Raw genomic sequence first — 15948 nt, 5'->3', positions numbered from 1 at the left:
GGAACCAAAGTGCTTTCTAGAATCGCCCGACATTTTTGCCCGGAACTTACTTCCAGCCAATGTCGTCATCTATTCGTAAATCCAACCATTCAGACGCATTGACCCGCCTGGCTCAAGCTGTGGCGGTGGCTGTGTCCGCCACGCTGGCGGGCTGCCAATCGACAAATTTCGCCGCACAATCCACCGTGCAACCCAAGCCCAACCTTACCGCCAAGATCAAGCAGAAACCCGTCATCTGGCTTTCAGAGAAGCCTGCTCCAGAAGTACCCCAGGACGTGTGGGAACGCATGCGCCGCGGCTTTCAATTGCAGGACAACGTGGGCGTCAACCCGCGTATCGAGCAACAGCGCCTGTGGTTCGCCAGCAACCCGTCCTTCCTGGAGAACGCCGGTGAACGCGGCAGCCTCTACATTCATTACATCGTCGAACGCCTTGAAGAACGCAACATGCCCCTGGAGCTGGCGCTGCTGCCGGTGATCGAAAGTGCCTACAACCCGATGGCGTATTCGCGCAGCGATGCCGTCGGCCTGTGGCAGTTCATCCCCTCCACCGGGCGCTACTTCAACCTGCGCCAGACCCGCGCCTACGACGGCCGCCGCGACATCACCGCCTCCACCACCGCCGCCCTGGACTACCTGACCCGTCTGCACGACATGTTCAACGGCGACTGGCTGCTGGCCCTGGCCGCCTATAACGCCGGCGAAGGCACGGTGAGCCGGGCCATCGAGCGCAACGAGAAGCTCGGCCTGCCCACCGACTACTGGAACCTGCCCCTGCCCCAGGAAACCAAGGACTATGTGCCCAAGTTCCTGGCGCTGTCCCAGGTGGTGCTGGCCCCCGAGGCCTATGGCGTCAACCTGAACCCGATTGCCAACACGCCGTACTTCGAAGTGGTCGAGGTCAAGCAAAGCATGGACCTGTCGCGGGTTGCCGCGCTGGCCGAGATCGACGAAGACGAACTGTTCCAGCTCAACCCGGCGCTCAAGCAACGCACCACCCTGGATGGCCCGCAGCACCTGCTGGTGCCGAGCTCCAAGGCACAATTGCTCACCAGCACCCTTTCGACGATGAAGCCGGAAGAATTGCTGGCGATGCGCCCGAAAAAGCAGGTGTTCGACGAAGTCGAGACTGCTCGGGTGGCCGGCCGCACCCGCAGCTACAAGGTGCGCAGTGGCGACAACCTCACGCTGATCGCCAAGGCGAACAAGGTCGATGTGCATGACCTGCAGCGCTGGAACAAACTCAACGGCCAGGCCCTCAAGGTCGGCCAGACCCTGGTGATGCAGGACACCCGCAAGCTGGTGGCCAAGGCCGACAGCAAGAAGCCGGTGCAGTACAAGGTCAAGAAAGGCGACTCGCTGTACATCGTCGCCAAGCGCTTCAACGTCGAGATGCAACATCTCAAGCGTTGGAACCCGCGTACTGGCCAGGCGCTGAAGCCTGGGCAGATGCTGGTGGTTTCCGGGCCGCGCTAAGGTTTCAAGAACCCCGGAGAACCAATGTGGGAGGGAGCTTGCTCCCACATTGGTTCTACATCATCCCGACTGGCTTTTTCCATCCGGAACAAGCTGTTACTGTACCGATCATAAAGCCCAAGCCGCCTGGATCGGATCCCTGACTTGAAGCGTCCCCTCCTTCTACTAATAAGTCTGGCCTTGAGCTTTGGTGCGAACGCGACAATAACCGAGAGCCACGGTTACACGCAGTTCGGCACGCTCAAGTACCCGGCCAAATTCACCCACTTCGATTGGGTAAACCCTGCAGCGCCGAAAGGCGGGACCTTGCGGGTCATGGCATTTGGCACCTTCGATACCCTCAATCCCTACACGTTCAAGGGTTCAAGCCCGGTTTCCACCCCCAACTTCCTGCAATACGGCGTCAATGAGCTGAATGAGCCGTTGATGGTCGGCACCGGCCAGTACGCGCCGTCCGGCGACGAGCCCACCTCCAGCTACGGGCTGATTGCCCAGTCGGTGGAATACAGCGAGGACCGCAGCTGGGTCGTGTTCAACCTGCGTCCGCAGGCGCGCTTCCACGATGGCAAGCCGATCACGGCCTATGATGTGGCGTTTTCCTATCGCACCCTGCTGACCGAAGGCCACCCCCAATACCGCACCAACCTGCAGGAAGTGGCACGGGTGGACATCCTCAACCGTCACCGCATCCGCTTTGTGTTCAAGCGCGCCGGCAACCCGTTGTTGATCCTGCGCCTGGGTGAGTTGCCGGTATTGCCCCAGCACTATTGGAAAAACCGCGACTTCAAGGCGACCACCTTCGAACCGCCCCTGGGCAGCGGGCCGTACCGCATCAGCAAGGTCACCCCTGGACGCCAGTTGGTGTTCGAACGGGTCAAGGATTACTGGGGCAAGGACTTGCCGGTCAACCAGGGCTTCTATAACTACGACAAGGTCGAGGTGGAGTTCTACCGCGACAGCGACGTGGCCTTCGAAGCGTTCAAGGCCGGCGAGTTCGACATTTATATCGAGCACCAGGCCAAGAACTGGGCCAATGGCTACAACTTCCCGGCGGTGAACCGTGGCGAAGTGATCAAGGCGCAGATCGCCCACCAGATCCCGACCCAAAGCCAGGGCCTGTTCATGAACACCCGGCGCCCGACCTTCAGCCAGACCAAGGTGCGTGAGGCCCTGGGGCTGATGTTCGACTTCGAGTGGACCAACCGCACCCTGTTCAGCAGCGCCTACAAACGCACGCTCAGCTATTACCCCAACAGCGAATTCGCCGCTGCCGGGGTTCCAACCGGCCATGAATGGCTGATGCTCTCCCCCTACCGCGACCAACTGCCACCCAACCTGTTCACCCAAGCCTTCAGCCTGCCCCAGACCGACGGGCGCGGCATCCCCCGCGAAACCCTGCGCCGCGCCCTGGCGCTGCTGGGCGAAGCCGGCTGGAAGCTGTCGGGCCAACGCCTGCTCAACAAGGACGGGCAACCGCTGCGCTTCGAGATCCTGCTGGTCAACCCCAACCTGGAGCGCATCCTGCAGCCCTATGTCGAGAACCTGATCAGCATCGGCATCGACGCACGCCTGCGCACCGTCGACCGCGCCCAGTACAAGCAACGCCTGGATCAATTCGATTTCGACATGATCCTGATCACCCTCAACCAGACCTTGAGCCCCGGCCTCGAACAGTGGCAGTACTTCCACTCGAGCCAGGCTGCGATCAAGGGCAGCAAGAACTATGCGGGCATCGCCAACCCCGTTGTCGATCACCTGCTGGAACAACTGCTGGCGGCGCAGACCCGCGAAGAACAACTGGCCGCCGGCCGCGCCCTGGACCGGGTGCTGCTGTGGCAGCACTACAGCATTCCCAACTGGTACCTCAACTATCATCGCCTGGCGTACCGCAACCGGTTCGCCTTTGTCACCACGCCGCCCTACAGCCTGGGCCTGAGCGCATGGTGGCTGAAAGCTTCGGAGAAAGCCCAATGATGTATTTGCGCAACGTACTGCTCGGCAGCCTGTTGCTGTGCACCACGGCCCACGCCGCCCCGCAACACGCACTGACGCTGTACAACGAGCCGCCGAAATACCCCGCCGACTTCAAGCACTTCGACTACGTCAACCCGGACGCGCCCAAGGGCGGCACCTTCCGCGAGTCGAGCATGGGCGGCTTCGACAGCCTCAACCCGTTTATCAGCAAGGGCGTGCCGGCCGACAACGTCAGCCTGATCTACGACACCCTGGCCATGCAGAGCCTGGACGAACCCATCACCGAATACGGCCTGGTCGCCGGCAAGATCGAAAAAGCCCCGGACAACAGCTGGGTGCGTTTCTACCTGCGGCCCGAAGCGCGGTTCCACGACGGCCACCCGATCCGTGCCGAAGACGTGGTGTTCACCTTCCAGGAATTGATCAAGGAAGGCTCGCCGATCTACCGCACCTACTACGCCGATGTCGATGAAGTGGTCGCCGAAGACCCGCTGCGGGTGCTGTTCAAGTTCAAGCGCACCAACAACCGCGAATTGCCGCTGATCCTCGGGCAACTGCCGGTACTGCCCAAGCATTGGTGGGCCACGCGGGACTTTGCCAAGGGCAACCTGGAGGTGCCCCTGGGCAGCGGGCCGTACAAGGTGGCCGAGGTCAAGGCCGGGCGCATGATCCGCTACGAGCGGGTCAAGGACTACTGGGCCAAGGACCTGCCGATCACCAAGGGTTTCTACAACTTCGACAACCGCATCACCGACTACTACCGCGACAGCACCGTGTCCCTGGAGGCGTTGAAGGCCGGGCAGTTCGACTACTGGCTGGAGTTCAGCGCCAAGAACTGGGCCAACGCCTACAACATTCCGGCCGTGACCGAGGGCCGGCTGATCAAGGAAGAAATCCCCAACGGCAATCCTACCGGCATGCAAGGTTTTGTGTTCAATACGCGCAAGCCGATGTTCCAGGATGTGCGCGTGCGCAAGGCCATCAGCCTGTTGCTGGACTTCGAGTGGAGCAACAAACAGCTGTTCAACGGCGCCTACACCCGCACCCGCAGCTACTTCGAAAACTCCGAAATGGCCGCCACCGGCCTGCCCGGCCCGGATGAGCTGAAGATCCTCGAACCCCTGCGCGACAAGATCCCCGCCGAAGTCTTCACCCAGGCCTTCGAGCCGGCCAAAACCGACGGCAGCGGCATGATCCGTACCCAGCAACGCGAGGCCTACCAATTGCTGCAGGAGGCCGGCTGGCGCATCGTCGACGACAAGATGGTCGACACCACGGGCAAACCGGTGACCATCGAGTTCCTGCTGGCCCAGACCGAGTTCGAGCGCATCCTGCTGCCGTTCAAGCGCAACCTGGCGGACCTGGGCATCGACCTGGTGATCCGCCGGGTGGACGTTTCGCAGTTCGTCAACCGTGTGCGTTCCCGGGACTTCGACATGATGGTGGGCAGCTTCCCGCAATCCACTTCGCCGGGTAACGAACAGCGGGAATTCTGGAAGTCTTCCAGTGCCGACAAACCCGGCAGCCGCAATTACATGGGCCTCAAGGATCCGGCGGTCGACCAGTTGGTGGAAGAACTGATCGACGCCGACTCGCGCAAAAGCCTGATCGCCCATGCCAGGGCCCTGGACCGTGTGCTGCAGTTCGGCTACTACGTGATCCCCAACTGGCACATCAAGACCTTCCGCGTGGCGTACTGGGACCACCTCGGCCATCCGAAAAACCCGCCACGCTATGACGTGGGCACCGCCACCTGGTGGGCAAAACCCAACGTAAAACCTGCCGTCACCCTGGAAACGACTACCGACACCAACGCCGATGCGGCGAGCGGAGGCGATTAAATGCTGGCCTATATTGTTCGCCGCCTGTTGCTGATCATCCCGACGCTGTTCGGGATCCTGCTGATCAACTTCATCATCATCCAGGCCGCCCCCGGTGGCCCGGTGGAACAGATGATCGCCAAGCTCGAAGGCTTTGAAGGTGCCACCAGTCGCATTGCCGGCGGCGGTGCCGAAGTCTCGGTGGCCGGCTCCAGCAGCTACCGTGGCGCCCAGGGCCTGGACCCGGCGCTGATCAAGGAAATCGAAAAAATGTACGGCTTCGACAAGTCGGCGCCGGAACGCTTGTGGATCATGGTCAAGAACTACGCCCGGCTGGATTTCGGCGACAGCTTCTTCCGTGACGCCAAGGTCATCGACCTGATCAAGGAAAAGATGCCGGTATCCATCTCCCTGGGGTTATGGAGCACGCTGATCATGTACCTGGTGTCGATCCCCCTGGGGATCGCCAAGGCCACGCGACATGGCAGCCACTTCGATGTGTGGACCAGCTCGGCAATCATCGTCGGCTATGCGATCCCGGCGTTCCTGTTTGCGATCCTGCTGATCGTGGTGTTTGCCGGCGGCAGTTATTTCGACTGGTTCCCCTTGCGCGGGCTCACGTCCAACAACTTCGATGAGTTGAGCTGGGGCGGCAAGGTGCTCGACTACTTCTGGCACTTGGCGCTGCCCATCACCGCGCTGGTGATCGGCAACTTCGCGACCATGACCCTGCTGACCAAGAACAGCTTTCTCGATGAGATCAACAAGCAATACGTGATCACCGCCAAGGCCAAGGGCCTGACCAACCACCGCGTGCTCTACGGCCATGTGTTCCGTAACGCGATGCTGCTGGTGATCGCCGGCTTCCCGTCGGCGTTCATCGGGATTTTCTTCACCGGCTCGTTGCTGGTGGAAGTGATCTTCTCCCTCGACGGCCTGGGCCTGATGAGCTTTGAAGCAGCAATCAACCGCGACTACCCGGTGGTGTTCGGCACGCTGTTTATCTTCACCCTGCTGGGGCTGGTGGTGAAACTGATCGGCGACCTCACCTACACCCTGGTCGATCCGCGTATCGACTTCGCCAGCCGGGAGCATTGAGATGAATCTATCCCCCCTCAATCGCCGCCGGTTCGAGCGGTTCAAGGCCAACAAGCGTGGCTGGTGGTCGCTGTGGCTGTTCCTGATCCTGTTCGGGCTGAGCCTGGGCGCCGAGCTGATCGCCAACGACAAGCCACTGGCGGTGCACTACGACGGCGACTGGTATTTCCCGGCGCTCAAGCGCTACCCGGAAACCACCTTCGGCGGCGAATTCCCCCTGGAAGCCAACTACAAGAGCCCGTATATCCAGGAACTGCTCAAGGCCAAGGACGCCTGGACCCTGTGGGCGCCGATCCCGTTCAGCTACCAGAGCATCAACTACGACCTGAAGGTACCGGCCCCCGCGCCGCCTTCGCGCGTCAATCTGCTGGGTACCGATGACCAGGGCCGCGATGTGCTCGCGCGGGTGATCTACGGCTTCCGTGTGTCGGTGCTGTTTGCCCTGACGTTGACGGTGCTCAGTTCGATCATCGGCGTGATCGCCGGCGCCTTGCAGGGTTTCTATGGCGGCTGGGTCGACCTGGCCGGGCAGCGTTTCCTGGAAATCTGGTCGGGCTTGCCGGTGCTGTACCTGCTGATCATCCTCGCCAGCTTCGTGCAGCCGAACTTCTGGTGGCTGCTGGGGATCATGCTGCTGTTTTCCTGGATGAGCCTGGTGGACGTGGTGCGCGCCGAGTTCCTGCGCGGGCGTAACCTCGAATACGTGCGCGCGGCGCGGGCACTGGGGATGCAGAACGGCGCGATCATGTTCCGCCATATCCTGCCCAATGCCATGGTCTCGACCATGACCTTCATGCCGTTCATCCTCACCGGCGCCATCGGCACCCTGACTGCCCTGGACTTCCTCGGCTTTGGCCTGCCGGCCGGTTCGCCGTCCCTGGGCGAACTGGTGGCCCAGGGCAAATCCAACCTGCAGGCACCGTGGCTGGGCATGAGCGCGTTTGCCGTGCTGGCGATCATGTTGAGTTTGCTGGTGTTTATCGGCGAGTCCGCTCGCGATGCCTTCGACCCGAGGAAATGAGATGAATCAGGACAATCTGATCGAAATCCGCGACCTCTCCGTCGAGTTCGTCACGGGCGAGCATCACCACCGTGTGGTGAACAACGTCAGCTTCGATATCAAGCGCGGCGAAACCCTGGCCCTGGTCGGCGAAAGCGGCTCAGGCAAATCGGTGACCGCCCACTCGATCCTGCGCCTGCTGCCCTACCCGCTGGCCCGGCATCCGTCCGGCACCATCACCTATTCCGGCCAGGACCTGCTGACCCTGAAGGAAAAGACCCTGCGGCATATTCGCGGCAACCGCATCGCGATGATCTTCCAGGAGCCGATGACGTCGTTGAATCCGCTGCACTGCATCGAGAAGCAGATCAACGAAGTGCTCGGCCTGCACAAGGGCCTGACCGGCAAGGTCGCGACCCGGCGCACCCTGGAGCTGCTGGAACTGGTGGGTATCCCCGAGCCGCACAAACGGCTCAAGGCCCTGCCCCACGAATTGTCCGGCGGCCAGCGCCAGCGGGTGATGATCGCCATGGCCCTGGCCAATGAGCCGGAGTTGTTGATCGCGGATGAGCCGACCACGGCCCTCGACGTCACCGTGCAGTTGAAGATCCTGGAGTTGCTCAAGGAATTGCAGGCACGCCTGGGCATGGCCTTGCTGTTGATCAGCCACGACTTGAACCTGGTGCGGCGTATTGCTCACCGCGTCTGCGTGATGCAGCAAGGCTGCATCGTCGAGCAGGCCGAGTGCGAGACGCTGTTCCAGTCGCCCCGACACCCTTACACCCAGGAATTGCTGGCGGCGGAACCCAGCGGTGGCCCGGCCAGCAACGAAGTCGGCCCGCCGTTGCTGGAAGTCGATGACCTGAAAGTCTGGTTCCCGATCAAGAAGGGCTTCTTGCGCAACACCGTCGATTACGTCAAGGCGGTGGACGGGATCAACTTCAGCCTGCCCCAGGGCCAGACCCTGGGCATCGTCGGCGAAAGCGGCTCGGGCAAATCCACCCTGGGCCTGGCGATCCTGCGCTTGATTGCCAGCAAGGGCGGGATTCGTTTCGAAGGCCAGCAGCTGGACACGCTGACCCAGCAACAGGTGCGCCCGTTGCGCCGGGAAATGCAGGTGGTGTTCCAGGACCCGTTCGGCAGCCTGAGCCCACGCATGTGCGTCAGCGAGATCGTCGGCGAAGGCCTGCGCATCCACAGGATGGGCACAGCTGCCGAGCAGGAAGCGGCGATTATCGCGGCGCTCAAGGAGGTGGGCCTGGACCCTGAATCCCGTCATCGCTACCCCCATGAGTTCTCCGGCGGCCAACGCCAACGCATCGCCATCGCCCGCGCACTGGTGCTCAAGCCGCGCCTGATCCTGCTGGACGAACCGACCTCGGCGCTGGATCGCACCGTGCAACGGCAAGTGGTGGAATTGCTGCGCAGCCTGCAGGCCAAGTACAACCTGACCTACCTGTTTATCAGCCATGACCTGGCGGTGGTGAAGGCGCTGAGTCACCAACTGATGGTGGTCAAGCAGGGGCAGGTGGTGGAGCAAGGCGATGCGCGAGCGATTTTCGCTGATCCGCAGCATGGGTATACGCGTCAACTGCTGGAAGCGGCCTTTCTGGTGCCCTGCCCGGAGCGCTTCTGAGCGATGAGCACGCCCACCTCCTGCGTTGGCGTGCCTCGCCATCGGATCACCGTGGCTGCCTACTCGACCTACAGCAACTCCGGATGGCGCAGGCTATCAAGCCCAGGTAAAAACCCTCGACCATGAAGTTCCGCCCAAGAAACGTTTTCTTGGGCAACCTTGAAACGGAACTTCATTCATGTACGAATTTGCCCCGCTGATTGCCGCTGCGGCGACCGAGCCACTGCCTGCCAGCCCCGTCTTGTTTGCCACCCAGGATGATCTGAAGCTGATCAACAGCCTGGTTGCGCTGCTGTCGCCCGCCTTACCGCACAATTGGACTCTGCTGGGGCCTCCCGCGTTGATCGCGGTCGACCGCAACTCCAGGCTTGGCCAATGGATGGTGCTGTTCGGCAAGGCTATCAACCAGAGCGTGTTCCTGGCATGGGCCGACGCGCGGCACCTGGAGTATCGAAGCATCAAGGTCATGGGAAGCTCCCTGCACGCCAATGTCATTCACGAGGACCAAATGACACCCAGGGCCTTTCATCTTCATGACGACCCAGGCTGGCTGGAAGTGTCCGTGCCGATCCTGGGCATCTCCGAGATCCTTGATCCCAACCAGCTGGGCGTGCCCTATATCGACTTGCCAAACGGCCACAGTACGTTTGAATTGCCACTCGAGTTGACGCTGGCGTTCTACGGCTACACGTTGCCCAAAAACCAGATCCAGGCGCGGATGATTGTCGATGAGCTGCAGGCCTACCATGCCTTTCCAACGATGGGTGACAATGGCCGCGCGCAGTCGGCGACACGCCATGAAATGCACGCACAGCACCTGGATTTGCTGCAACTGGCCGATAACCTCGAGCAATGCATGGCCAGCGCGGCAACCACGGATGAACCCCATGACAGCTACCTCGCTTACCGCCAGCGCCTCACGCTGAGGTCTGACTCCTTCGTAGCGCACACCTTGAAAGAAGCCGCGCAATTACTGCAGAGCGTGATCAATTCGATCGAGTTCACGCAGACGTTCCCAACTGCGCTGGGTCCCGATGAATACTTTATTTATTCCGGCGAGGATCACTCCCTGCGGGCCTCACCCGCGCAGATCCAGGGGACCAGTATCAGCCTGCGTACACACCTGGGCGGTGCGCCAGTGGCGGGTCGGCTGATTCGCCTGGCGCAATATGCGTCGTTGCTGGGAGAACAGGTGGCCTCCAATAACAGCCTGAGCCTGGCGCAACTCATGCACTTCTACGCCATCGAGGTCCCCCTCCAGGCCAGCGAGGTGCACGCCCTGATCGCGCGCCTGCGCCAGTCATCCGTGCCTGGGCAGCCGTACTGCAGTGAAGCTGCCCAGGATGCGCAATGGCTCAAGCGCAAACAAAACAGCCTGAGCGCCCTGAATAACTTCAATCGGCTGCAGACAGAGCTGGAGCGAGTCAGCGCTGGCAAACAACCCGATGAAAAGGTTGAGCTCGACGATACGGTCGAGCTGGACACTGACTCGATGTTCTACCAGTTGCTGGAGGAGAGCGCCGAAAAACTGCTGATGATGATCAAGCACAGATCATTTGTCGCCATTTGCGTGAAACGCGGTATCGACGACGAAAAGGCGCTGGTACTGCTGACCGAAGAGGGGTACGTGGGCGCGGACGACAGGGACGGCAGGCGCAGAAACCTCACGGACGATATCGTCTCCAGTCGAGCGCTCAAGCGCTGTCTCACGCCCTTGCAGGAGCTGGCCAAACAATTGGGTGGCGAGCTGCGCAGTGATATGAAGGCCACCCTCAAGCAGTTGATGAAGTTCCTGCGCATGCCCGAAGTGAAGACAGCGGAGCAGGCCCGGCAGGCGGCGCACTACCTGAGGGCCGTCAGGGCTGCGACACCACGGCTGGGCAACTACTGGCAGGGCCTGGGCCAGCCGCAGCCGTCATTGCTGACCTTATCCAGCACACAACGCCGACAGGTATACGAAGCGCAACAGGCGTTTGCACAGGCGCATGGAGCGCCCCTGTTCAAGTGGCTCGGCGAACCTTGTTGGGCGGGCAAGAGCGCCCCCAGGATCCGCGCCGAAGCGGACATGCTGCTGAACCAGATGGTGCAGAGCCAGCGCAGCCAGCTATTGGTCGAGCGCCTGGACACCCTCGTCATCTGGTCCGATGCCGCACTGCACGGTACAACGCCACAACAGCGTCGACAAACACTGCTGCTCAGCGCGCTGATTCTGAGCCTGGACGAACAGGCCGGCACACAACGCAACCTGGTCGGCGGGCTGGCCATCGATACCGATTACTACTGGGGTGACAACTGTGCACTGGTGCGCAGCAATCTTGAAGCCCTCCTGCGCCAGACGCTGCTGGAGGGTGCCCCATTGGCCGCGCATTTGCTGCTCAGTGGCAGCGCGCCACAATTGCTCGTGCGCAACATCCCCGAAACCTTGCCTTACCTGTGTAACCAGAACTGGGTCGTGTTCAAGCAGTTCGTCGATTTCATCGAGCTGAAAACCCCTGGCGCCAGCCGGTACATGACACTTGAGAACATCATGACCCTGGTCCATAACCCTGCCACGACGCTCAACCGGGAATTCTGGGCGCTGCCTCCTACGGTCGATCCCGTCCTCGACTGGGCGCGTGCCAATGGCGTGGTGGATGCGACGGACACGGACCTGCCCTTTAAAGGCGAGCTCGCCGTGCGCACCTATGAGAAACAGAAGCGCACACTCAACGATGCCTTCGGATCGCTGCACACCCCCTATCCGGATCAGAAGGAGGCGGCATTGAGGTACCTGCGTGAGGTCTATCCGGATAACGCTCACCTGGACAAAACCGTGTTCATGCCGGCGCCCTTCCTTCCACCCGGTATTCGCTATCCGCAAGTCAGTACCCAGGATATTTCCTTTTCCCTGGCCGAACTGTATCTGGCCGGTGAGTTAAAGCACATTGAACGCTGGAGGGCGATTCAGCCACAGGTACGTGTCAACAGGTTTTCGCCATCCTTGAGAACGCTCAAGGACCACAACGCTGATGAAAACTTCCACGCCGCGCTCGAATCCATCCGTGAGAGCTATATCGTGTGCATTGCCTACCTGCTGGCCTGCCTGCCGCTGCCCAAGCGCGTCAGCCTGGAGCAGGGAAACATCGAACTGTACCTGCTGCGCAAACCGTCCCCCGCTGCCCGGGACACGATGATCACCGCACATTTTGGATGCCTGTTGCGTGTTCGCTACCAGCGGGATCGCTACCTGCTGCAACTGCTTCCCAGGCAGATGCTGGTCACGCAGCTGGCCAACCCGCCATCCGGTTTGCTGAATGACCCGGTCGCCCCAGGCCCTGTTCAGTTGCAGATCGATTGGAGCGCTTATCTCACCGGTTCCGAACCCGTGGCGGGCGCCAGTTCGCAGGTCCTGCTCCATCCCCTGGACGCCACCCTCATAACGGATACCCAGGGTGACCCCGCCCCCATACCGAAGTCCTGGCAATCGGCACGACTCGAAGCGATTGCCAGGATGGTCGTTGACCAGTGCCTGCTCAGTAACCACCGGGATCTGAGTGAGTCCACGCAGAACCTCAACAATGTGGAAAAGGTCCTGCTGATCAACAACCGCCGAAACGAGCGTTTGCACAATCTGAAACCCTATTAAGCCATCGGCTACCCAAACGCCAGGGTCTGTGCAACGATCCGTTTCTGATCTTGACTGCCCTGGAGTCGCGCCCATGACACCGCCCGCCCCTTTCCCCGCCGCACCGCGCTTCTGGCGCGACGAGCGCCTGCCGTTCATCGAAGCGCGCACCATCGCCGACGGGCGCAAGGTCACTTACACCCGTCACGCCCATGAGCATTTCTCCATCGGCGCGATCACCACCGGGCGCAGCTATTACCATTACGGCGCCGATACATTCCAGATCAGCGCCGGCACCGTGGTGTTGATGAACCCCGGCGATGTGCATGCCTGCAACCCTATCCACGACCAGCCCTGGTCCTATCATATGCTGTACCTCGACACGCCCTGGCTGACCGAGCTGCAGTACCAATTGGGCTTCAGCACCGACCAGGGTTATCGCCCGTTCAATACGCCGCATACCCGTGACCCGCTGCTGTACGGCGGCTTGCTGGCGTTGTACCGGATGCTGGTGAACGAGCAGGCCGAATTGCTGCAAAAGCAGAGCGCACTGGTGAGTTACTTCAGCGAAGTCCAGCAGCGCCTGAACCCTTCACCCACACCGATGCGCGAGGTCAACCACAAGCTGGAGCGGGCCGCCGAGTACATCCGTGCGCACTGCACCGAGGCGTTGAAACTCGAAGACATCTGCCTGGCGGCCGAACTGTCGCCGTCGTACCTGATCCGCGCCTTCAAGCAGTACTACGGGCTGACGCCCCACGCGTTCCTGGTCAACCAGCGCATCCAGTTTGCCCGCACCCAGCTGCGCAAGGGCGAGTTGATCGCCGACGTAGCGCTCGCCGCCGGTTTTGCAGACCAGGCGCACTTCCAGCGCACCTTCAAGCAGCATTTCGCCGCCACCCCCGGGCAATACCGCGAGGTGCTCAAGCCATCAGCAAATAACCCACACTGGCCACCAGCAACGCGGCCATCGAGCGGTTGAACAGGCGCACGCCGTGGGGATTGTCCAGGTAACGGCGTAGAAAGGTCCCGGCATAGGCCCAGCACGCCACCGACAGGTAGCAGATCACCAGGTAGAGACTGGCAAACAGCCAGACTTGCCGCCCATCCCCGTCGGCCACAAACAGGCCCATGCCCGCCACACAGGCCAGCCAGGCCTTGGGGTTGAGCCATTGCATGATCGCGCCGTAGAGCATGGATGGCGCTGTCGCGCTGCCCTCCGCGTCGAGCTGGCCGTCGTCCACCGCCAGTTTCCAGGCCATGTACAGCAGGAACGCCACCCCACCCCACTGGATCAACTGGGTCAGGATGGGCCAGCGCACCAGCACCTCGTGCAAACCCAGGCCGATCAGCACCAACAGCAAGGTAAAGCCAACGGCAGCGCCGAACACATGCTTCTGGCTGGCGACAAAACCGAAGCGCGCGCCTGAACTCAGGGCGACCACGTTGACCGGTCCCGGCGTGATGGACGTGGCCAGGGCGAAGGCGGCCATGGAAATGATCAAGCTCATTGCGGTTCCCTTTTTATGATGAGGCGTAAACAGGGTTCCACGGTATAAGGCCGGGTCAAATCGGTATTGAACAAAATCACCCTGGGGCGTGGATCACACAGTCTTCGACGCCACACACCCGCCCATCCTCAGCCAGGATCTCGACCTAGTGCAGTGGCTTGGGCAAAGGTGTGTGGATGCCGGCGTTCAACGCTGCGTGGGAATGCGGATTTCGCCATCACGGCATTGGGTTTTCACACTGCGTGGGCAACCGGCGAAGGCCAGGTCCTTGGTCAGGCACACACGCACCTCCGACAGCACCTTGCCTTTGCAGATCACCGCCAGCCCATGGGTGCCCATGCGCGGGTTACTTTCGCGAAACAGCGCCTCGATCTCGCGGGCAGGCAACGACGGCGGTGTGTTGAACGGTTGCAGTTGCGCAGGGATGGCAACCACGCCCAGCGCCGCATCGGTTTTCTCCAGGTATGCCAAGGGTTCCAGCCCGCTGCAGGTGCCGTGCTTGGCCCATTCGTGGGTGAGCAGCGAGCGCGTCGGGAACAGCGCCGCGCCTTTGTCCATCTCTTCGCGGCTCAAGCGCGATTGCGTCGCACAGGTCGCCGGCCACCCTCCCCGCGCGTATTGCGGCCACAAGCCGTGCAGCACAAAGCCGTAGCCTTTGCCCGAACACTGCTCGTTGTCCGGGTGCGTCAGGCAGAAGGTCGGCGACCATGACAGCGACAACACATAAAAATCAAATTCCCCAGGCGTCCCTTGGCTACGCGGGGCCGCCATCGCCGTTGTGGCAAGTGCCAGCCACAGGACCATCCAGTATTTCATTCAGCTATTCCTTGGAAAATCATCCCGGCAGATTGGGATTACGTTGCAGGACCTTGTCCAGGATCCGATCGGTCTTCAACGCCTCGATGGCCAGCGACGGATGCTCGGCTTCGCCGCGAATATGCGCGTTCATGGCCAATACGTGGTGCCATTGGATATGCGTGTGGCATGGCACTTCCAGCACCTCGCTGGTCTCGCCCTCCAGGTGCAGCGGCTGGTCTTCGAAGACCGAGAACTGGATGCGCCCACGGCTGCCGATCAATTCGACCCGGTCCTCACGGCGGTCGGCGACGAAGTTCCAGCAGCCCATGCCCAGCGCGCCCGAGCTGAAGGTCCAGCAGGCCGTCACGGCGTCCTCGGCGGCATAGCTTCCGGCCTGTCGTGCAGTAAAGCCCGCCACTTCGACAATATCCCCGGCCAGGTACTGGAACAGGTCGAAACCGTGGCTGGCCAGGTCGGCAAAGTAGCCGCCACCGGCAATGGCCGGGTCGGTGCGCCAGTTGGCGGCGCTGGCGTCCTCGGCGGCCGGCGGCTTGCACAGGGTCCAGGTCAGCTGGCGTAACGTGCCGATGCGCCCGTCCTGCAGCCACGCGCGCACTTGCTGGAAGCGTGGCAGCGAGCGCCGGTAGTAGGAAACAAACAGGTGCAGCCCGGCGCGCTCGAAGGTGCGCTGCATCAGCGCGCTCTGTTCGGCGTTCAGCGCCATCGGCTTCTCGACACAGCAATGCTTGCCGGCCGCCGCCACCATCAGGCTGTATTCCAGGTGGCTGTCGGGCGGCGTGGCGATGTACACGGCGTCCACTTCGGGGTCGTTGATCAGTGCCTGGGCGTCGGTGTAGTAACGGGCAATCCCATGTCGCGATGCATAATCGCGCACGGCCTCCTCGCGCCGCCCCATCACGGCCACCAGCGCCGAACCTGGCGCTTTGTAGAAAGCGGGTCCACTCTTCAATTCAGTGACACTGCCACACCCGATCATGCCCCAACGTACGCTGCTCATCTGTTTTCCTCGTC

11 protein-coding genes are annotated in these 15948 nt (G+C 61.6%); 8 read left to right on the top strand and 3 right to left on the bottom strand.

Features of this window, described 5'->3' with window-relative positions:
• Positions 1 to 59 precede the first annotated feature (59 nt).
• The 8 genes from BLW22_RS11680 (at position 60) to BLW22_RS11645 (ending at position 13589) form a co-directional block, all read left to right on the top strand.
• Positions 60 to 1475: a lytic transglycosylase domain-containing protein gene (locus BLW22_RS11680; RefSeq protein ID WP_065927917.1), complete on the top strand. Its 1416-nt coding sequence runs from the start codon at positions 60 to 62 to the stop codon at positions 1473 to 1475.
• 144 nt (positions 1476 to 1619) lie between these two features.
• Positions 1620 to 3449 carry an extracellular solute-binding protein gene (locus tag BLW22_RS11675; protein WP_065927918.1) on the top strand — a complete coding sequence of 610 codons (1830 nt, stop codon included), beginning with the start codon at positions 1620 to 1622 and terminating at the stop codon, positions 3447 to 3449.
• Positions 3446 to 5290: an extracellular solute-binding protein gene (locus tag BLW22_RS11670; RefSeq protein WP_074846385.1), complete on the top strand. Its 1845-nt coding sequence runs from the start codon at positions 3446 to 3448 to the stop codon at positions 5288 to 5290. Before BLW22_RS11675 ends, BLW22_RS11670 begins: the two co-directional genes overlap by 4 nt.
• Entirely contained in the window at positions 5291 to 6367 is a 1077-nt protein-coding gene (locus tag BLW22_RS11665) for a microcin C ABC transporter permease YejB (protein WP_027606500.1), read from the top strand.
• A 1-nt stretch (position 6368) separates the two neighbouring features.
• The gene (locus BLW22_RS11660) at positions 6369 to 7388 is read left to right on the top strand and encodes an ABC transporter permease (protein ID WP_027606501.1); all 1020 of its coding nucleotides are present in this window, start codon (positions 6369 to 6371) and stop codon (positions 7386 to 7388) included.
• Between the two features lies 1 nt (position 7389).
• Entirely contained in the window at positions 7390 to 9003 is a 1614-nt protein-coding gene (locus BLW22_RS11655) for an ABC transporter ATP-binding protein (protein ID WP_065947737.1), read from the top strand.
• Positions 9004 to 9181: 178 nt separating this feature from the next.
• On the top strand, positions 9182 to 12628 hold the full coding sequence (locus tag BLW22_RS11650; protein ID WP_074846382.1) for a hypothetical protein: 3447 nt from the start codon (positions 9182 to 9184) through the stop codon (positions 12626 to 12628).
• Positions 12629 to 12701: 73 nt separating this feature from the next.
• On the top strand, positions 12702 to 13589 hold the full coding sequence (locus BLW22_RS11645) for an AraC family transcriptional regulator (protein ID WP_065927923.1): 888 nt from the start codon (positions 12702 to 12704) through the stop codon (positions 13587 to 13589).
• Here BLW22_RS11645 and BLW22_RS11640 read toward each other — a convergent pair.
• The 3 genes from BLW22_RS11640 to BLW22_RS11630 all read right to left on the bottom strand — a co-directional run bounded on the left by BLW22_RS11640 (position 13531) and on the right by BLW22_RS11630 (position 15934).
• The gene (locus BLW22_RS11640; protein ID WP_027606505.1) at positions 13531 to 14118 is read right to left on the bottom strand and encodes a LysE family translocator; all 588 of its coding nucleotides are present in this window, start codon (positions 14116 to 14118) and stop codon (positions 13531 to 13533) included. The two genes, BLW22_RS11645 and BLW22_RS11640, sit on opposite strands and share 59 nt — an antisense overlap.
• A 186-nt stretch (positions 14119 to 14304) precedes the next feature.
• On the bottom strand, positions 14305 to 14934 hold the full coding sequence (locus BLW22_RS11635) for a ribonuclease T2 family protein (RefSeq protein ID WP_065927925.1): 630 nt from the start codon (positions 14932 to 14934) through the stop codon (positions 14305 to 14307).
• A 19-nt stretch (positions 14935 to 14953) separates the two neighbouring features.
• On the bottom strand, positions 14954 to 15934 hold the full coding sequence (locus BLW22_RS11630; protein ID WP_065927926.1) for a Gfo/Idh/MocA family protein: 981 nt from the start codon (positions 15932 to 15934) through the stop codon (positions 14954 to 14956).
• Positions 15935 to 15948: the final 14 nt, after the last annotated feature.

Origin of the sequence: Pseudomonas marginalis, assembly GCF_900105325.1 — a bacterium.
GTDB classification, from domain to species: Bacteria; Pseudomonadota; Gammaproteobacteria; order Pseudomonadales; family Pseudomonadaceae; genus Aquipseudomonas; species Aquipseudomonas marginalis.
This window is presented reverse-complemented; position numbering and strand designations above follow the sequence as displayed.